17 protein-coding genes are annotated in these 17630 nt (G+C 43.0%); 10 read left to right on the forward strand and 7 right to left on the reverse strand.

The window, feature by feature from the left end; translation table 11 throughout:
- Positions 1 to 43: 43 nt before the first annotated feature.
- The 7 genes from gutB (at position 44) to MKY10_RS03370 (ending at position 7361) form a co-directional block, all read left to right on the forward strand.
- Complete coding sequence (gene gutB / locus MKY10_RS03340) at positions 44 to 1105, forward strand: sorbitol dehydrogenase (RefSeq protein ID WP_015252675.1); 1062 nt, start codon at positions 44 to 46, stop codon at positions 1103 to 1105.
- 72 nt (positions 1106 to 1177) lie between these two features.
- Positions 1178 to 2569, forward strand: coding sequence for an MFS transporter (locus tag MKY10_RS03345; RefSeq protein ID WP_015252674.1), 1392 nt, complete (start codon positions 1178 to 1180; stop codon positions 2567 to 2569).
- Positions 2570 to 2663: 94 nt separating this feature from the next.
- Positions 2664 to 3626 carry a carbohydrate kinase gene (locus tag MKY10_RS03350; protein ID WP_015252673.1) on the forward strand — a complete coding sequence of 321 codons (963 nt, stop codon included), beginning with the start codon at positions 2664 to 2666 and terminating at the stop codon, positions 3624 to 3626.
- A 194-nt stretch (positions 3627 to 3820) separates the two neighbouring features.
- Positions 3821 to 4504 (forward strand): PspA/IM30 family protein, encoded by a 684-nt coding sequence (locus tag MKY10_RS03355; protein WP_015252672.1) that lies wholly within the window; start codon positions 3821 to 3823, stop codon positions 4502 to 4504.
- A 65-nt stretch (positions 4505 to 4569) separates the two neighbouring features.
- The gene (locus MKY10_RS03360) at positions 4570 to 5595 is read left to right on the forward strand and encodes a TFIIB-type zinc ribbon-containing protein (protein WP_015252671.1); all 1026 of its coding nucleotides are present in this window, start codon (positions 4570 to 4572) and stop codon (positions 5593 to 5595) included.
- The gene (locus tag MKY10_RS03365) at positions 5595 to 6359 is read left to right on the forward strand and encodes a YgcG family protein (RefSeq protein WP_015252670.1); all 765 of its coding nucleotides are present in this window, start codon (positions 5595 to 5597) and stop codon (positions 6357 to 6359) included. The genes MKY10_RS03360 and MKY10_RS03365 overlap by 1 nt, the downstream gene beginning before the upstream one ends.
- A 30-nt stretch (positions 6360 to 6389) precedes the next feature.
- Entirely contained in the window at positions 6390 to 7361 is a 972-nt protein-coding gene (locus tag MKY10_RS03370; protein WP_003234032.1) for an SPFH domain-containing protein, read from the forward strand.
- Positions 7362 to 7407: 46 nt separating this feature from the next.
- Here MKY10_RS03370 and MKY10_RS03375 read toward each other — a convergent pair whose 3' ends face one another.
- Positions 7408 to 8433, reverse strand: coding sequence for a potassium channel family protein (locus MKY10_RS03375; RefSeq protein WP_015252669.1), 1026 nt, complete (start codon positions 8431 to 8433; stop codon positions 7408 to 7410).
- Between the two features lie 594 nt (positions 8434 to 9027).
- On the opposite strand from MKY10_RS03375, the gene iolT reads away from it, so the two are divergent.
- Complete coding sequence (iolT, locus tag MKY10_RS03380) at positions 9028 to 10449, forward strand: myo-inositol transporter IolT (RefSeq protein ID WP_029726584.1); 1422 nt, start codon at positions 9028 to 9030, stop codon at positions 10447 to 10449.
- Positions 10450 to 10496: 47 nt separating this feature from the next.
- Here the strand turns inward: iolT and bdhA are convergent, their stop codons facing one another.
- Positions 10497 to 11537, reverse strand: coding sequence for a (R,R)-butanediol dehydrogenase (gene bdhA / locus MKY10_RS03385; RefSeq protein ID WP_003234015.1), 1041 nt, complete (start codon positions 11535 to 11537; stop codon positions 10497 to 10499).
- 436 nt (positions 11538 to 11973) lie between these two features.
- Between bdhA and walM the strand changes: the two genes are divergently transcribed.
- Both walM and MKY10_RS03395 read left to right on the forward strand, forming a co-directional pair.
- Positions 11974 to 12345: a cell wall metabolism protein WalM gene (gene walM, locus MKY10_RS03390; RefSeq protein ID WP_003234013.1), complete on the forward strand. Its 372-nt coding sequence runs from the start codon at positions 11974 to 11976 to the stop codon at positions 12343 to 12345.
- 65 nt (positions 12346 to 12410) lie between these two features.
- Complete coding sequence (locus MKY10_RS03395) at positions 12411 to 13457, forward strand: PD40 domain-containing protein (protein ID WP_015252667.1); 1047 nt, start codon at positions 12411 to 12413, stop codon at positions 13455 to 13457.
- 33 nt (positions 13458 to 13490) lie between these two features.
- On the opposite strand, the gene MKY10_RS03400 is transcribed toward MKY10_RS03395, so the two are convergent.
- From MKY10_RS03400 to cotA, 5 genes are all read right to left on the reverse strand, one after another.
- Positions 13491 to 13649 (reverse strand): hypothetical protein, encoded by a 159-nt coding sequence (locus tag MKY10_RS03400; RefSeq protein WP_003243985.1) that lies wholly within the window; start codon positions 13647 to 13649, stop codon positions 13491 to 13493.
- A gap of 189 nt (positions 13650 to 13838) precedes the next feature.
- Positions 13839 to 14048, reverse strand: coding sequence for a cold-shock protein (locus tag MKY10_RS03405; RefSeq protein ID WP_003234008.1), 210 nt, complete (start codon positions 14046 to 14048; stop codon positions 13839 to 13841).
- Between the two features lie 82 nt (positions 14049 to 14130).
- Positions 14131 to 14946, reverse strand: a complete 816-nt coding sequence (locus tag MKY10_RS03410; RefSeq protein ID WP_015252666.1) for an alpha/beta hydrolase — start codon at positions 14944 to 14946, stop codon at positions 14131 to 14133.
- A gap of 12 nt (positions 14947 to 14958) precedes the next feature.
- Positions 14959 to 15948 carry a DUF4003 domain-containing protein gene (locus MKY10_RS03415; protein ID WP_015252665.1) on the reverse strand — a complete coding sequence of 330 codons (990 nt, stop codon included), beginning with the start codon at positions 15946 to 15948 and terminating at the stop codon, positions 14959 to 14961.
- A gap of 97 nt (positions 15949 to 16045) precedes the next feature.
- On the reverse strand, positions 16046 to 17587 hold the full coding sequence (gene cotA / locus MKY10_RS03420; RefSeq protein ID WP_014479048.1) for an outer spore coat copper-dependent laccase CotA: 1542 nt from the start codon (positions 17585 to 17587) through the stop codon (positions 16046 to 16048).
- Positions 17588 to 17630 lie beyond the last annotated feature (43 nt).

Genomic DNA, 17630 nt, shown 5'->3' on the forward strand with positions numbered 1-17630 from the left:
GTATGCACTTACATTTTATTTTCTAAAGAAAGGAATTTGCCAAATGACTCACACAGTACCTCAGAACATGAAAGCGGCTGTTATGCACAATACAAGAGAAATCAAAATCGAAACAGTGCCTGTGCCTGACATCAATCATGATGAAGTGTTGATTAAGGTGATGGCTGTCGGAATTTGCGGATCAGATCTGCATTACTATACAAATGGCCGAATAGGCAACTATGTAGTGGAAAAACCATTTATCCTTGGGCATGAATGTGCGGGAGAGATTGCCGCTGTCGGATCAGCTGTCGATCAATTTAAAGTGGGAGACCGCGTCGCTGTAGAGCCGGGTGTTACGTGCGGACGCTGTGAGGCGTGCAAAGAAGGACGCTATAATCTTTGCCCGGATGTACAGTTTTTGGCTACACCGCCGGTAGACGGTGCGTTTGTCCAATATATTAAAATGCGTCAGGACTTTGTTTTTTTAATCCCAGACTCACTTTCTTATGAAGATGCTGCTTTGATCGAGCCGTTTTCTGTCGGCATCCATGCGGCGGCCAGAACGAAGCTACAGCCCGGATCAACGATTGCAATTATGGGGATGGGCCCTGTTGGGTTAATGGCTGTTGCCGCAGCTAAAGCATTTGGGGCAGGCACAATCATTGTCACCGACTTAGAGCCGCTGCGGTTAGAAGCTGCGAAAAAAATGGGAGCGACTCATATTATTAATATACGTGAACAGGATGCACTTGAAGAGATTAAAACGATCACGAATGATAGAGGCGTTGATGTTGCTTGGGAAACAGCAGGGAATCCAGCGGCATTGCAATCCGCACTGGCTTCTGTGCGCCGGGGCGGAAAATTGGCGATTGTCGGTTTGCCTTCACAGAACGAGATTCCGCTCAATGTGCCGTTTATTGCGGATAACGAGATTGATATTTACGGAATCTTTCGTTATGCCAATACGTATCCGAAGGGAATCGAATTTCTCGCTTCCGGCATTGTTGACACGAAGCATCTTGTAACGGACCAATATTCACTGGAGCAGACGCAAGATGCGATGGAACGGGCGCATCAATTTAAGAATGAATGTTTAAAAGTGATGGTGTATCCAAATCGCTGAGTGAACAGGGAGGATCTTCGTATTCTCCCTCTTGTTTACTGGTAATGAAAACGGATTCTTGGGGTGGGAAATATGATTGAAACAGAAAAAGTAACGGCAATGAATGCGAAGCGTCAGTCAAAATCCAGCACCGGACTGTCCTGGTTTGAACGAATCGGCTATGGATTCGGCGATATGTCGTATAATATTATCTTTCAGTTTGTAAACGCATACTTATTATTTTATTATACAGACGTCGGCGGCATTCAGCCTGCGGTGATCGCAACTTTGTTTCTTGTTGTGCGTGTGCTGGATGCTATTTTTGACCCGATCATGGGATTGATTTTAGATAAAACGAATACAAGGTGGGGAAAAGCAAGGCCATATTTGCTGTGGGTGGCATTTCCTTTTGCGCTATTCACATTCTTATGTTTCACGACGCCTCATTTCGGTGAGACCGGAAATATGGTATATGCGTATGTCACTTATATTCTGCTTGGGATGTCCTTTAGTATGCAAACGATCCCGGTGAACAGCTTAACGGGGCGGATGACGAATTCGGTGGAGGAACGGACGGTTCTGACCACAACCCGGATGATTTTGGTGTATATCGGCATTCTTTTATCCATTTCCTGTGCGACACCGCTTGCAACTGCTATCGGAGGAGAGGATCAGGCGTTTGGATTTCAGATGACGGCGCTCATCTATGCGGCTGTCAGCATCGTTTTGAATCTATTTAGTTTCTTTACTGTACGGGAGCGGATTCAGCCTAAAAAGAGAAAAAAACAAGGGATCAAAAAGACGTTATCCGTTTTATTCAAAAACAAACCCTTGCTCATGTTAATTTCGTCATTTTTGGCTTTTGCGATCGGGTTTAATATTAAGCTCAGCACGATGGTGTATTATTTTACGTATAACGTAAACCATAAAGAGTTCGTGTTTATGGGCACCGTTTTATTTTTCGGGGCAGCGCTGATCAGCAATTTGTTTATTCCTTTCTTTTCTGAGAAGTGGGGCAGAAAACAAGTCATGATTATCACGGCAGCTCTATCGCTTATTTCTTATGCCGGCCTGCATTTTACGCCGTATTCTTCAATTCCACTCATTTTCATTTGGCTTTTCGCTTCGGGATTTTTCACAACGCCTTTAAATACGCTTGCTTGGGGAATGGTTGCGGATTGCGTCGATTATGCGGAATGGAAAACCGGAATTCGCGCGGATGGTGTTGTGATTTCGAGCATGAGCTTTATTAATAAGCTGGGTGTTGCGTTAGCCGGGTCATTTTCGGCCATTTATTTAGGAATCGCCGGGTATGTGGCGAATACAGACCAGACAGTTGCGTCGTTGAATGCGATTAAAAATATGAATGCTTTGATTCCGGGATTTTTCATTTTGCTTTCTATTATTCTTATCGCCTTCTATCCTTTAACGGAAAAAAGATATAAGCACATCATCTCTGAGCTGGAGCAAAGGTCTGCGAGATAAATATATGTAAAATTTTTAATATTCAATGTTGTATTTATGGCAGAAAGTAATATACTGAGACTGTAATCTAGACTTTATAAATGAGTGTGATAATATGCGTAGTCATTCTGTAGTTTGTATTGGGGAATTGTTGATTGATTTCTTTTGTACCGATGTTGACGTTGATTTAATGGTAGGGCGCCAATTCCTGAAAAGTGCCGGCGGGGCACCGGCGAATGTGTCGGCAGCAATTGCTAAGCTGGGCGGAGACGCCGCTTTCAGCGGAAAAGTAGGAAAGGATCCGTTTGGGTATTTTCTGAAGCAAACATTGGACGCTGTACATGTCGATACCTCTATGCTGGTGATGGATGAGAAAGCGCCTACAACGCTTGCTTTTGTTTCATTAAAACAAAATGGAGAGCGTGACTTTGTTTTTAATAGAGGCGCGGACGCTTTGTTTACGCTGGAGGACATTGACCAGGAAAAACTAAACGAAGCGAAAATCCTTCATTTCGGCTCTGCGACGGCACTGTTATCGGATCCGTTTTGCTCAGCCTATTTACGGTTGATGTCGATTGCGAAAGACAATGGACAGTTTATTTCGTTTGACCCTAACTACCGTGAAGATTTATGGAGGGGAAGAGTCTCAGAGTTTGTAAGTGTTGCGAAAAAAGCGATCGCTGTAAGTGATTTTGTGAAAGTCAGTGACGAGGAGCTTGAGATTATCAGCGGTGTGAAGGATCATGAAAAGGGTGTTGCGATCCTTCATGAGATCGGAGCCAACATTGTCGCTGTGACACTTGGGAAAAGCGGAACGCTTCTTTCCAATGGAAAAGACCGTGAAATCATTCCAAGCATTCCGGTGACATCAATTGACTCAACAGGGGCGGGAGATGCTTTTGTCGGTGCGGCTTTATATCAATTGGCAAATACGGATCAGATTCAATCTGTAGATGCTGATTTTGTGAAACTGCGTAAGATTGTGGCGTTTGCCAATAAGGTCGGAGCTCTTGTCTGCACTAAAATTGGAGCGATTGATGCACTGCCAAGCATGGATGAGATTGAAGTTTCTTTGTAAATCATTGAAGATGTCTCTTGAAAGTCTTTGGACTTTTGGGGGCATCTTTTTTTATTACTTACATTTTTGTTCAGGTAAAAAGTTGTATATTTTTCGTTTGAAATGTCATTTTTTATTAAAAAAGTGAAACTTTTAACGATAATAAATAGTATATGTAACAAGGGTTACCGAATAGCTTTAGGAGGAACGATATGATGAGTATAATTGGAAGATTTAAAGATATTATGTCTGCGAATATCAATGCTTTATTGGACAAGGCTGAAAATCCGGAGAAAATGGCAGATCAATATTTAAGAAACATGAATAGCGATTTGGCTAAGGTTAAGGCAGAAACAGCAGCTGTTATGGCCGAGGAGCAGAGAGCAAAAAGAGAATATCACGAATGCCAGGCGGATATGGAAAAGATGGAAAGCTATGCAATGAAGGCGCTGCAAGCCGGGAATGAGGGCGATGCGAGAAAGTTCCTTGAAAGAAAAACATCTTTGGAATCAAAGCTTTCTGAGCTGCAGGCGGCGAATCAAATTGCTGCAACCAATGCCGCACAGATGCGAAAGATGCATGACAAATTGGTATCTGACATTGGAGAGCTGGAAGCACGCAAAAATATGATCAAGGCGAAGTGGGCAGTAGCGAAAACGCAAGAAAGAATGAACAAACTAGGCGGTTCTGTTTCAAGTACAAGCCAATCAATGTCTGCATTCGGCCGAATGGAGGACAAAGTAAATAAGGCACTTGATCAGGCCAATGCAATGGCTGAACTGAACAGCGCTCCGCAGGATGATATGGCTGATCTGACTGCAAAGTATGACACTGGCGGTTCAAGCCAGGTTGATGATGAACTTGCGGCGTTAAAAGCGAAAATGATGCTCGATAAGTAATACATAGGAGGCCGCAGCTTTCGGCTGCGGCGTTATTTTATCATAAGATGTGAGAGGGAACGGTAATGATAATATCTTATAAGTGTCCGAACTGCGGCAGTGATATGGCATTTGACAGTGAAACCGGCTCGTTATCCTGCAGCAGCTGCGGAAGACAGGACAATATTGAAAGCCTTCCGAAAGAAAACATTGCGGCACGGTTTTCTGATGATGAAGCAAAAGAATATCAATGTGAAAACTGCGGTGCCATTTTGATCACGGAAGCTGAAACGACAGCAACGACGTGCAGCTTCTGCGGAGGTGCTGCAATACTTGCCGATCGTTTATCAGGACATTTGGCGCCGGCGAAGGTCATTCCATTTACAATCAGCAAGCAAGAAGCGGAGCAGGCATTTCGAAAGTGGTGCAAAAAAGGCCTTCTGACACCAAGAGGTTTCATGTCTGCTGATCGTATCAAAAGCATCACCGGCATGTATATTCCATTTTGGATGTTTGATTTAAATAGTGAAGTACAGGTGAGAGCAAACTGTACCAGAGTCCATCAATATGAAGAAGGGGATTATATTTGCACGGAAACAGAGCACTTTGAAGCGTTTCGTGATATCAATCTCGATTATTTGAAAATCCCTGTCGATGCCTCTGAAAAAATGAAAGACGAATTAATGGACAAATTGGAGCCTTATTCATACGAAGAGCTGAAGGACTTTCAAACGGCATATTTGGCCGGTTATATTGCGGAAAAGTACAATTATACCGATGAGGAGCTTTTTCCGAGGGCAAAAGAGAAAATCAGCAGTTATATAGATTCATACATCCATTCTACTTTTTCCGGATATACGTCAGTCAATGTGAGGGACAAACATATTCACACGAAAAACGTGAACAGCTTTTACGTTTTGCTTCCTGTTTGGATGGTCAGTTACGATTATGAAAGAGCGGAGCATATCTTTGCGATGAACGGGCAAACAGGAAAGGTCGTTGGAAAGCCGCCGATCAGTCGAGGAAAAGTGGCTGCATGGTTTAGCGGAATAGCAGGCGGGACATTTCTTGCGTTGAAGCTCGTCTCATTGATGATGGGAGGCGGATTTTGATGCGTGGATTTTTTGGGAAAGCGATCTTTGTTGTGCTGGCTGTTTTCATCATGATGCCTTTACTGGGTATCGAAGCGGCAAGAGCCTCTGAATCGCAGCAGCATGTGTACGATCGCGCTCATCTATTGTCAAAAGCGGAGATCGGAAAACTTGAATCTCTCTCGGCAGAGCTGGGTGCAAAGAGGGACACTGATTTCATCATTATTACGACCAAAAGCACAAACGGTGAAGATATTGCAGACTATACCGGCGATTTTTATGATCGTTACGGAAAAGGCAGCACAGCCATTCTGACGATTGATATGACAAACAGAGAAGTGTTTATCGCAGGCTTCAAAAAAGCCGAACAGTATTTGGACAACAGCAGGCTCAATAGTATCAGAAATACGATTTCATCTGATTTATCCAATGAAAATTATTTTAAAGCTTTTGAGACATATATTCAGCTTTCCTATAAAGATATGGGCATAAAACCGGGAGTAAACCCTGACAACATATTCTTTACATGGTGGTTTCAGCTGATTGCTGCCATCGCAGTCGGGGGAATTGCGGTTTCAATCATGCTTTATCATGCAGGCGGCAAAGTAACGGTTAATGGAAATACATATATGGATCAGCGTACGTCTGATGTGATTGATCAATACGACACTTATATTAGAACGACTGTAACAAGAGAAAGAAAACCATCAGATAAAGACAGCGGCAGCGATGGCGGTGTTACGAAAGGCGGCACGTCATACAGTGGGAGCCGGGGCAGTTTTTAAATGTAAGAAATAGAGAAAGGGAGAGGCGTAATGTCGTTTTTCAGAAATCAATTAGCGAATGTAGTAGAGTGGGAAGAATTTAGAGATGATATGATTTTTTATAAATGGAACAATCGTGAAATCAAAAAAGGGAGCCGTTTAATCATTCGTCCCGGACAGGATGCTGTCTTTTTGAACAATGGGCGGGTTGAAGGAGTCTTTCAAGATGATGGCGATTATGATATTGAATCAGAAATTATTCCATTCCTTTCAACGTTAAAGGGCTTTAAGTTTGGCTTTAACAGCGGCATGCGAGCTGAGGTGCTGTTTGTCAATACGAAGGAATTTACCGTAAGATGGGGAACAAAACAGGCGATAAATATTCCGGCAGCGGGAATGCCAGGCGGGATGCCCATTCGCGCAAACGGCACATTTAATTTCAAGGTGCAGGACTATATCAGCCTGATTGATAAAATCGCTGGCGTGAAAGATCAATATTTTGTAGAGGATATTAAAACCCGTATCATTTCTATTCTGGATCAGCTTCTCATGAAGTGGATCACAAGAGAAGGGAAAGATATGTTTAATCTTCAAGCAAACGCTTTTGATATTGCCAAGGGAATTCAAGAGGACTTAGATATGCAATTAATAAGCGACGGGATGACGGTCACTGGTTTTCAAATCATGAGCTTTAATTATCCTCAAGAGGTTCAAGATATGATTACAAAGAACGCTTCCTACGGTATGGTTGGGGATGTGAACAGATACCAGCAAATATCAATGACGGATGGAATGGCATCCGGAAAGATGAGCGGAGGCGGAGCGGCTTCGGATATGGCTGGAATGATGATGGGAATGAATATGGCCAATCAGATGATGAACCAAATGAATCAAAATCAGCAGGCACAGTCATCAGGCCCACAGTCAACTGGCAGCGGAAGCAAACCGAATTTCTGTCCAAACTGCGGAACAAAAACGGGCGAAGCCAATTTTTGTCCGAATTGCGGCCAGAAGCTTGTGTAAGACTCATACAGTGAAAAGTCCGGAGTGATCAGCACTCGGGACTTTTTTATTTAGGAGAATAAGCGTTACCTATTGCTTGCTCCTGAACAGGCCATTTTCGAGCCCCCGCTTGGATAATTCCCAGCAGCAATTGACGGCGTTCCTTTATTGAATTGACGGCAATTTGAAATGTTTGCTTTGATAAAGCCGGTATGCCTGATTGTTGAAGCTTTGAGATGTCTGGTTCCGGCGGCGCTTGTTCTGCAGGATGGATATAGGCAGTATGAACGGTATCCAGATAGTTTTTGATACTTGAGCGCGCTTCTTTGATATGAAGCTGATTCGGCTGATATTGTTCAGGAATTCCGTATTTGAAAATGGTTAGAGCTTCATCCAATACAGCAACAGCTATAATGGATGATTCCTGATGCTGCGTGCTGTGGTAAAAATGAAGGATGGGGAAGGCGTTATGCTGAGCGGTCAGCTTTCCCAGTTCTGATGAGGCAGCGACAAGAAGAAAATCAATGTCGTGAAAATCTTTGCCATTCCATGCATTATGGACGATTTCTGTTCCGTCATGCCCTAGACTTAATACACTTTGGGCAAAGGAGCGTTTTTGATTAACCGCACTCAAGACGGAAATCAAATACGTGACAGAAAACGTGATGGTAAGCAGTCCTTGAGCTGTTTCAATAATCGTGACAAGCTTCCATAGGCCTCCGTTCGGAGCGAGGTCGCCATTTCCTAATGTAAACATGACATAGCCGGAAAAATAAATTCGGTCTGACCAGGAAGCCGGTTCTTTTGATTGAGTTTCCATAAGTGATTGAGGGTCACTTGAGTAAATCAAAACCCACCCGCCCCAAAATAGACTAATCCATATCACTAACGTCAGGCATAACAGCAGAGGACCAGCCATACTTAGAACCTTTGCGTGGTCACCGCTGATTTTGCGGCAGCCCTTCCACAGCCAGGCAGACAGGCATCTTGTGATCGGGCCTGCACCGCTCTCTAACCATAACGTGGTCCATAAAAAATCAATCATCCCCGCTGTCAATAATAAAAGGCCTGCAATGATATAACCCTCACTCATTTTGGTTGCCTCCCTTAAGTCAGCCTTCTTTTATTTTCTTCTCTATTTCCTTTTATCCTGAGTCTGAAACAATTGAACGAATGTTTGATTTTACAGAGAAAAATGGGTGAAGTTACCCAACACTTACTCATTTATCGATATGAATAGAAAATCACAGGATTTTTGACTTGATTCACACATTTTCATGAAGAAAAACGTTCATTTTCCCCTTGAATTGGTGATTTTCCTTTTATAGAGTAAAAAATTTTCAGAAATTTATATTGACTGAAAGCATTTTTATAATTATGATAATATCAGATGTAACAAAAATATCACTATCATATCACTACAATTTAACTATCAAGTGACTATTAAATGCCAAATTTACAAGGTTATACACAAAGAAATGACCATTGTTCTTTTAGTGAGAAATGAAATCGCTTCCATCAGGACTGACATGCTAAGAAGAAGGGAAGGTTATGAGGTTGTTATGAGGTTATTGGATAAAAACATGAACAACTATTTTCTGAAGCCTGCTTACGAAATGTGAGGAAGGCAGCAGCCCTGGAATGAGTTTTTGACATACGCATTTTGAAAAAGACTGGGGGAAACAGTATGAATAAACAAGGCAATCAAATGTCATTTTTACGTACAATTATTTTAGTCTCCACTTTCGGCGGGCTTCTTTTTGGCTATGATACCGGTGTGCTCAATGGAGCTTTGCCGTATATGGGAGAGCCGGATCAGCTTAATCTCAATGCCTTCACAGAGGGCCTTGTCACCAGTTCACTTCTTTTTGGAGCGGCACTGGGTGCTGTGTTTGGCGGCAGGATGTCTGATTTTAACGGCCGCCGCAAAAATATTTTGTTCCTCGCTGTTATATTTTTTATTTCAACGATTGGGTGCACGTTTGCACCAAATGTTACGGTCATGATTATTTCCCGTTTTGTGCTCGGTATTGCGGTTGGGGGTGCATCCGTAACGGTGCCTGCCTATTTAGCAGAGATGTCTCCTGTGGAAAGCAGGGGACGGATGGTGACGCAGAACGAATTGATGATTGTATCAGGACAGCTTTTGGCCTTTGTTTTTAATGCGATCCTTGGAACAACAATGGGAGACAACTCCCATGTGTGGAGGTTTATGCTGGTCATTGCGTCACTTCCAGCCGTGTTCCTGTTTTTCGGCATGATCAGAATGCCCGAGAGTCCCCGCTGGCTTGTTTCTAAAGGAAGAAAAGAAGATGCTTTACGTGTATTGAAAAAAATCAGGGATGAAAAACGGGCAGCAGCTGAGCTGCAAGAAATTGAATTCGCTTTCAAAAAAGAAGATCAGCTTGAAAAAGCGACGTTTAAAGATCTTTCAGTCCCATGGGTGCGCCGTATTGTGTTTATTGGATTAGGGATTGCGATTGTACAGCAAATTACAGGTGTGAATTCGATTATGTATTATGGGACTGAAATTCTAAGAAATTCCGGTTTCCAAACGGAAGCCGCTTTAATCGGAAATATTGCGAATGGCGTGATTTCGGTATTGGCAACATTCGTCGGAATCTGGCTGCTGGGAAGAGTGGGGCGCCGGCCGATGCTGATGACAGGCTTGATCGGTACGACAACAGCATTATTGCTAATCGGGATATTCTCACTTGTACTTGAAGGATCACCGGCACTTCCGTATGTAGTCCTGTCATTAACGGTCACATTTCTTGCTTTTCAGCAGGGCGCCATTTCACCAGTGACTTGGCTGATGCTATCTGAAATTTTCCCGCTTCGCCTTCGCGGACTGGGAATGGGTGTTACGGTATTCTGTCTGTGGATGGTGAATTTTGCAGTCAGTTTCACGTTTCCGATATTGCTGGCAGCTATCGGGCTGTCCACAACGTTCTTTATCTTCGTTGGATTAGGAATTTGCTCTGTCCTGTTTGTGAAGAAGTTTTTACCGGAAACGAAAGGTCTTTCGCTTGAGCAGCTGGAGGAAAACTTCCGCGCTTATGATCACGGCGGGGCAAAGAAGGATTCTGGGGCTGAAGTGATTGGATAATTAAAAAAAGAATCCGCACCCGAGTGCGGATTCTTTTTGGTTTCAAATTAGTTAGGTCTGACAAGGATTTTGACTTGGCTTTTCTCTTTAATAAGAGCCCCGAAGCCTTCCTCGATCAAATCATCTAGTACGATTTTTTTCGTTACGAGTTTGTCGGCTGAAAAATAGCCTTCTTTCATTAATGACAATACAGCCGGGAAGATGTCGCGGTATCCGATAATTCCTTTTACTGTACGTTCTTTGATTACGATATCGTTCGGATGGATTTCAGCACCTTTTTCCCAAATGCTGACGATGACGGTTTCACCGGCAATTGTAGTGGACTGGATGGCTTGTCGTAACACCACTGGGACACCAGTGACTTCGAATGCTACGTCAACACCGCCTCCTGTACGTTCTGCAATCTCAGCGACTACATCGTCTGTTTTAGACGGATCTACGATGATCGCGCCAAGCTCCTCAGCTTTTTGCTGGCGTTCAGGAGAAAGCTCAACAGCGTAAATATCAGTTGCACCGGCAGCCTTCAGCGCTTCAATGACAAGAAGTCCGATCGGGCCGCAGCCGAATACAGCCGCTTTGTCGCCTGCTTTGAGTTTGCTTGAGCGGACAGCGTATAGAGCAACTGCAGAAGGTTCAACGAGCGCGCCTTGTTCATATGATAATTCATCAGGAAGTTTGAACAAAAGCTCTTCATCTACAGAGACGTATTCAGAGAAACCGCCGCCTCCGCCGGCTAAGCCGAGGAATCCCATTTGTTCATCAAGGTTGTAGGCGCCTTGGTGGCCGTGTGTAGCAAAAATCGGCTCGACTACAACGCGGTCTCCAACTTTATAATTTTCAACGCCTTCTCCGACTTCGACAACTTCACCGGAGAATTCATGCCCCATTGTGACAGGTGCCGTTTCATTTGTTAATGGGTGCGGTTTGTCAACCGGAATAAAGATCGGGCCGCCCAGATATTCGTGTAAATCACTTCCGCAGATGCCGCACCATTTGACTTTGATCTTTACTTTTCCCGGCTCCGTTTTTGGCTCTTCGATATGTTCAATACGGATATCCTTTTGGTTATGCCATCTTGCTGCCTTCATGGATTACCACTCCTATAACTTTTGATGTGAGTAATTCCGCACCGGTCAATATGAACTGTTCACAAAATCGCCATTTTTAAAACCAAAAAAGAAATGAAATTTTTATATAATATAATCTACGTTTTTTTGAAAAAAGAAACTTTGAAGAAAAAAGGGTCTCGCACACTCTTTTTTCTTTATATGAGAGTATCAATCGTTTACATAGCTATGAATTTGGTTTGAACAATACGGTAATGGTTCGTTCATATTGAATGCGACAACTACTCTATCAATAATTATAACGCTAATACTGCTATTATAATAGGATAATCTTCCATGGTTTATTTTAGCAGAGTAACTTTTTTGACTTTGTAACATTACTGTAAGGATATTGAAATAAAAAATAGCTGGTTGATCGTGTATAATCTTCCTAGATGTTAACAAACAGGGGGACGAAATGTTGAAGAAAGTCATTTTAGCCGCTTTTATCTTAGTAGGAAGTACTTTGGGAGCTTTTAGTTTTTCATCAGATGCCAGTGCGAAACATGTGAACGGAAATATTACTTGGTATAATGGAGTCGGGAAAAAAGGCTCTTCAGGTAAGAAACTTGGACATTGGGATTGTGCGACCAAAATCGGATTTGATGTTCCTAGAAACGGGACAAAAATCAGAGCTTATGCAAAAGCGAAGCCTAAAAAGGTGATTACGGTTTATAAAAATGATGTTGGCAGAATGCCTAATGCAGTGCTGGATGTTAGCCCTAAAGCGTTTAAAGCGCTTGGATATCCATTAAGCAAAGGTAAAGTAGCGGGGCATTACAGCTATTAATGTACATATATAATCTGGAAAGCAAGAAGTCACATTCTTGCTTTTTCTATTGGTGGAGATAAAAGATGAAAAAAAGAATCATATTATTATTAGCAGTGATAATAGCGGCAGCTGCCGCGGGGGTTGCGTTTTATCTTGCAAAGGATAAAGGCCATGAGAAGGCTGCTGATGTTTCAGTCAATACCGAAAGCGGTGATGAGCTGCTGGTTTCAATTACAGATACGGATCTGCTGACAAAGTATTATGAAAATGACAAGGTGATCCATGAGGAGAAGCTGACCAGCTATCCGGCATTTGCCTTGGATCAAAAACAGCAGGTGCTCTATTATACGGGCAATAATGAACAGAATGAAATGAGGCTTTTTAAATTGGATCTGAAGTCTCATAAAAAAACGATGCTTTATAAAGGCGCGGAGAGTGCGGACAGTTTATTTTTATCAAAGGACCGTTCAACCATCTATTTCCGCTTAGGAAAAGCGGACGAAAGCAATTTTCGGATCGCCGCTTTTGATCTGAAGACGAAAAAGTATAAAAATCTTTATCCTGCCGCTAATGATCAGGATGACACCGTCAGCAGCTTCTTTTATAACCAAAAAAACGATTCATTTGCATTGCTTCATTATTCTGTAGAAGAAGACTACAAGAAAACAGATGAAGCAAACGAAAAGGGCATCGACCCAGAACCGACAACGATTCATTTTGCGGAAGGCCGCCAAAATAAATTTAATGAGCTGAAAAGCCTGAACCAATTTATCAGCGATATTGCTGTTTCTGATGATGATAAACGTATTTTATTCACATCATATACGCAAAAAGGAACGGAGCAAACCGCTTCTATTCAAATGCTCAATGCGGATACGAAAAAATATGAAAGCATCATCTCAAATCAAAAATCATTTAAGCTGTTAATTGACGCACAGCCTCAGTTCTCTAAGGATGGAAAGAACATTTATTTTCTTGCCGAAGCCAAGGGGGCTAAAAAGCTGAAGGACGAAACAGGGCGTGAAGCTAAGGTGCGGACGATTTATTCCTATAGCCTTGAAAATAAGACCTTCAAAAAAGTATGGGAAAATCCAAACGGCATCATCAACAGCTTTTCTGTGATTAACTAATAAAAACCACTCGGCATGAGCTGAGTGGCTTTTTTAATGGATGAGGTGCAGAGCTAATGATCCGAGCCATTTAAAGATATGAATCAGAGGTACCGACAAAAACAGAAGTTCAACATATGAGTTCATTGCAACATTCAGCTTTTTGAACGCAGCTCTTTTTTTCAAGTCTTTTTGCTGCTGGTTTGAGATCACGTTATCAATCCTCTTATATCCATATTATACCATTAAAGCAGACAAAAAAGCCCTAAACGTTTACAGTTTTGGGCTTCTTTCTTCGTATTTGGCCTCTTGCAATGAGAGGCTTTTATTCTGAAATATAGAATTTTGTCTCCGTTCGGGGTTTGTTTGCTTGCGGGAGACTGCATTTGTTATAGGGAAGAACTAGCTTGTTTTCGTTTGGCTGTTGTTTTGGAGATTCACTAATGAACGGATGCCGTCGACCATTTTACTTCCGCACAAAGGGCACAATGGCGTATCACTGCTGGCGAAGTTTTTTCGGGTCCAGCCATTACAGTCTTCTTTTGTGCATTCCCAAGTACTCACATCTTCCTTTGGCAGCGGTTCTTGATTTCGTTTGTTATAGTAAGACATAAAGTCACTTCTTCCCTCATGTATTTTACTGCACATTTCTTATTGTCTCATACTTTTCCCTAATCTCCTAATTCCTTTTTCTTTATGACTTTCCAATAACCCCATCTAAAAAGGAGAGGAGTGTGCTGTTAAAAGCATCTGGCTCTTCTAAAAACGGGCAATGGCTGCTTTTAGAAAAGGTAACGAGTGTCGCGTTCGGAATATTGCTGCGCAAGTGTTCCCCGGCTGCTGTAGAGAAAAATTTCTTGTCTTCCCCGAAGCACAGCAATGCCGGCACATTGATGTTTTGGAGGGTGCCCCGGTAATCAGCGGCCGTTTGGTTAAATAAAATCGTGCTGGAAATGGCAGCCGGCTGTTTGAGGATTTCTGCCAGCATCCATTCTGTTTCGGTCTCGGCAGGCGGTTCTGCGAACATATTCTGGATGAAGCTTTCGTAGAAAGGCAGCGGGTCAGTTTGAATGGCGTGCATCGCTGTTTTTAAGCCGTCAAAATCAAATGGACCATGTTCCCAGCCCTCCCATTGATAGTCGGAAGCGGATTGATCGATGATCACAGCGGCTTGAATGTTATCATTCCCAAATTGATTGAGATAATCCCATACGACAAAAGCACCCATTGACCAGCCGGCAAGAACGACATGGCCAAGCTCCATTGCATTTAGAAATTCCCTTATGTCACGGGCATATTGGGAAATGGTGTGGCCGTGAAGCACTTTGTCAGATTCGCCGTGTCCTCTAAGATCAAGACGAATACATTGATAATTGGCAGAAAGCGCCGAAAATTGTTTGTGGAAAAATTGTCCGCTCATCAGCACCCCATGTATAAACAGGATCGGCGTCCCGTTCCCGTGTGTTTCATAGTAAAGGCGTGTCTGATCTTCTAATGTGATGTATGGCATGTTTCTCCTCCTTTAGTTTCCATCATGAGTATGGCTGGCTGCTGTTGAGCTGATGATGGCAGCTGTCGCGGCTGCCTGCTGTGCTTGAATGACTGTTTCGATAGCGGTGTATAGTCCTGATTCCATCAGCAGATTTTTCTCCATATGCTCACTGAGATAGAGGCTGACAGCAATTTTAAAGTTCATTTCCTTTTGCCATTTAAAAGCTTTTTCCTGGTTTAATTCGTCAGTGATGCACAAAACGGTTTTGATATCTGGCTCTTCCAGAAATGTGAGGAGAGCAAGGTCTGGATAATGATAATCCTTTGGTTTTTTGACAGATTCAGTGATCGATTGATATATCTGTTTGCAAGCGGAAACAAGCATTTCGGGCTCTTTTTCACTTTGCAAGGCCAGAATATGGCTGACCTGATGTAAGTACTGTCCTTTTTTAAAGCCGTTGGCCGCCAGCAGCTGATAGCATGTTTCCGCCTTCTGTAGCGCCTGCAAACCTTTTCCGTTTTCTCCAAGCAGTACGGCAAGCGGAACATTCTGAGTTGAAGTGAGGAAATAATGATTTTTCTTCATCTGCTGATAAACAGCTAGCCCCATGTTCATCTGTTCTTTTTGGTTTGTCGTTTCAGATTTGCCGGTGAGCAAGATCAGAGCGGAAAGGTATGTGAACATATCCCGCTTATACCCTAGCTTCACCATTTCATTGTATACATCGATGAAAGTCTGAAATGTTTGTTTTGCCTCATGCTGAAAATGAATGTCCAGAATAGATGCAACAGTAAAGCGGTGGTGTGAATTGAGTGTTGAGAAGCTGCCGATGTTTGATTTGATATAGCTGCTCAAATCATAAAAGCGCTGAAAATCAAACTCTCTTTTATTCACAATATATGCAGAAGAAATGAGCATTAATATCTGATCGTGTGAAACTTTCCATTTTAATTTTGATTTTAATTTAGCATAAATGGAAATGTATTGCTTTATTTTTTCATGTAGGTCGTGTGTCAGCATAAAAAGCAGCTCCTTTTGCTGTTTTTACGTAATACGATAAATAGGGCCAAAGGTTCCATAAAGAAAAAACTTGCCTGCTAGAGGCAAGTTTGTCGGATTATTTATGGGGATCTGTTATATCCATCGGTCTCATCATGTCATAGTCTTCATGCTCTAGAATATGGCAATGCCATACGTATCGTCCGCTGTACGGACCGAATGTCGCCGCGATTCTCAGGACTTCACCTGCATGCGCTTGAATGGTGTCTTTCCAGCCCTTTTCACTTGGCGGCGGCGGGACAGCCGGACCGGTATAGGACAATTCCCCGCTTTCTTGATAACGGGCGATATCAAACGGCCGCCGGTCTAATACACGGAAGGAGACTAGATGCAGGTGGATCGGATGTGTTCCGCGTGTCGGGTTGATAATGGACCATATTTCAGTTGTGCCGACTTTTGGTGCTTCTGTGACGGGATCGTGCCAGCGTTTGTTATTAAGCAGAAGGACGGGTCTGCCGTATTCGTCCTGGGTGCCTGCCAGTTTTAACGTTCTGATGTTTTGTATTCTTTCATGCTGTACCGAAGGGTATGAGGCGAGGTACTTCGGCTTTCTGCTTTCGTCTTTTTGTGCCAATGGTTTTGTGACTCTGAATTGCATGATATTCGCATCTGTTTCAGGATTGACGTCACCGCCGCAGCCCGCGCTGTTTGCCAAAATGATCGATTCTCCTTCATATGCTGTGAAGTCAATGATGATATCATAACGTTCAGCAGGCGCAAGGCTGAAAGAATTCAGTTTAACAGATCGCGGCAGGAGCCCACCATCTGAACCAATCTGAATAAACTCTCCGCCATTATCGAGTGACAGGTTATAGGTTCTTGTATTGGAGGCGTTGATGACACGGAATCGGTATTTCCTTGGCTCGACTTCCAAGTATGGCCATACCTTCCCGTTGACGAGTATGGTTTCTCCGCAAAAAGCCGGAACGATTGAAGGATTAGGCAGTGACGGAGAAGGGTTTTCCGGTGCGCTCGGATAAAACAAAGAACCATCCTCATTGATCGTGCGGTCTGTGATAAGAAGCGGCACATCGTATTCGTCTGAAGGCAGTTTTAAGCGTTTTTCCTTTGGGTCATGAATGATATAAGCACCGACAAGTCCGGCATAGACATTTAGCCTGGTGAGCGCCATGGCGTGATCGTGGTACCACAATATAGCCCCGCGCTGCTGGTTTGGATAATGATAAACCTCTCTTTTGAAATAAGGTCCTGTTTGTTCAAAGTCTTTGGAAAACCAAGCCTCCGGATACCCGTCACTATCATCTGGCGTGACGCCGCCGTGTAAATGAACAACAGTCTTTACCTCGGGCTCTTCATGCTGGCTGTCACTGTGATGAATGGTGTGATCAATTGGAAGGAAATGCGTGGAAGGAAGGTTATTCATCCATTTTACATATACGTTTTCATTTCTTTTAACCTCAATGGTCGGCCCCGGAAATAAGCCGTTGTAGCCCCACAGGCGGGTTGGAGGGAGATCGCGATGGAGCTGATGAGTGCATTCCTCCATGGTGACTTCGTAGTATGTTTTTTCTTTTGATTGCTGTACTGGCTTTAGTGTATCTGGGATTGGGAGAGCATCCACAAATTTTTCAAGTGTCATTTTCATCTGTCCTTATCTAAATTTTCCAAATTGGTACTATAGT

It is taken from the genome of Bacillus sp. FSL P4-0290 (assembly GCF_037975435.1).
GTDB lineage: Bacteria > Bacillota > Bacilli > Bacillales > Bacillaceae > Bacillus > Bacillus subtilis.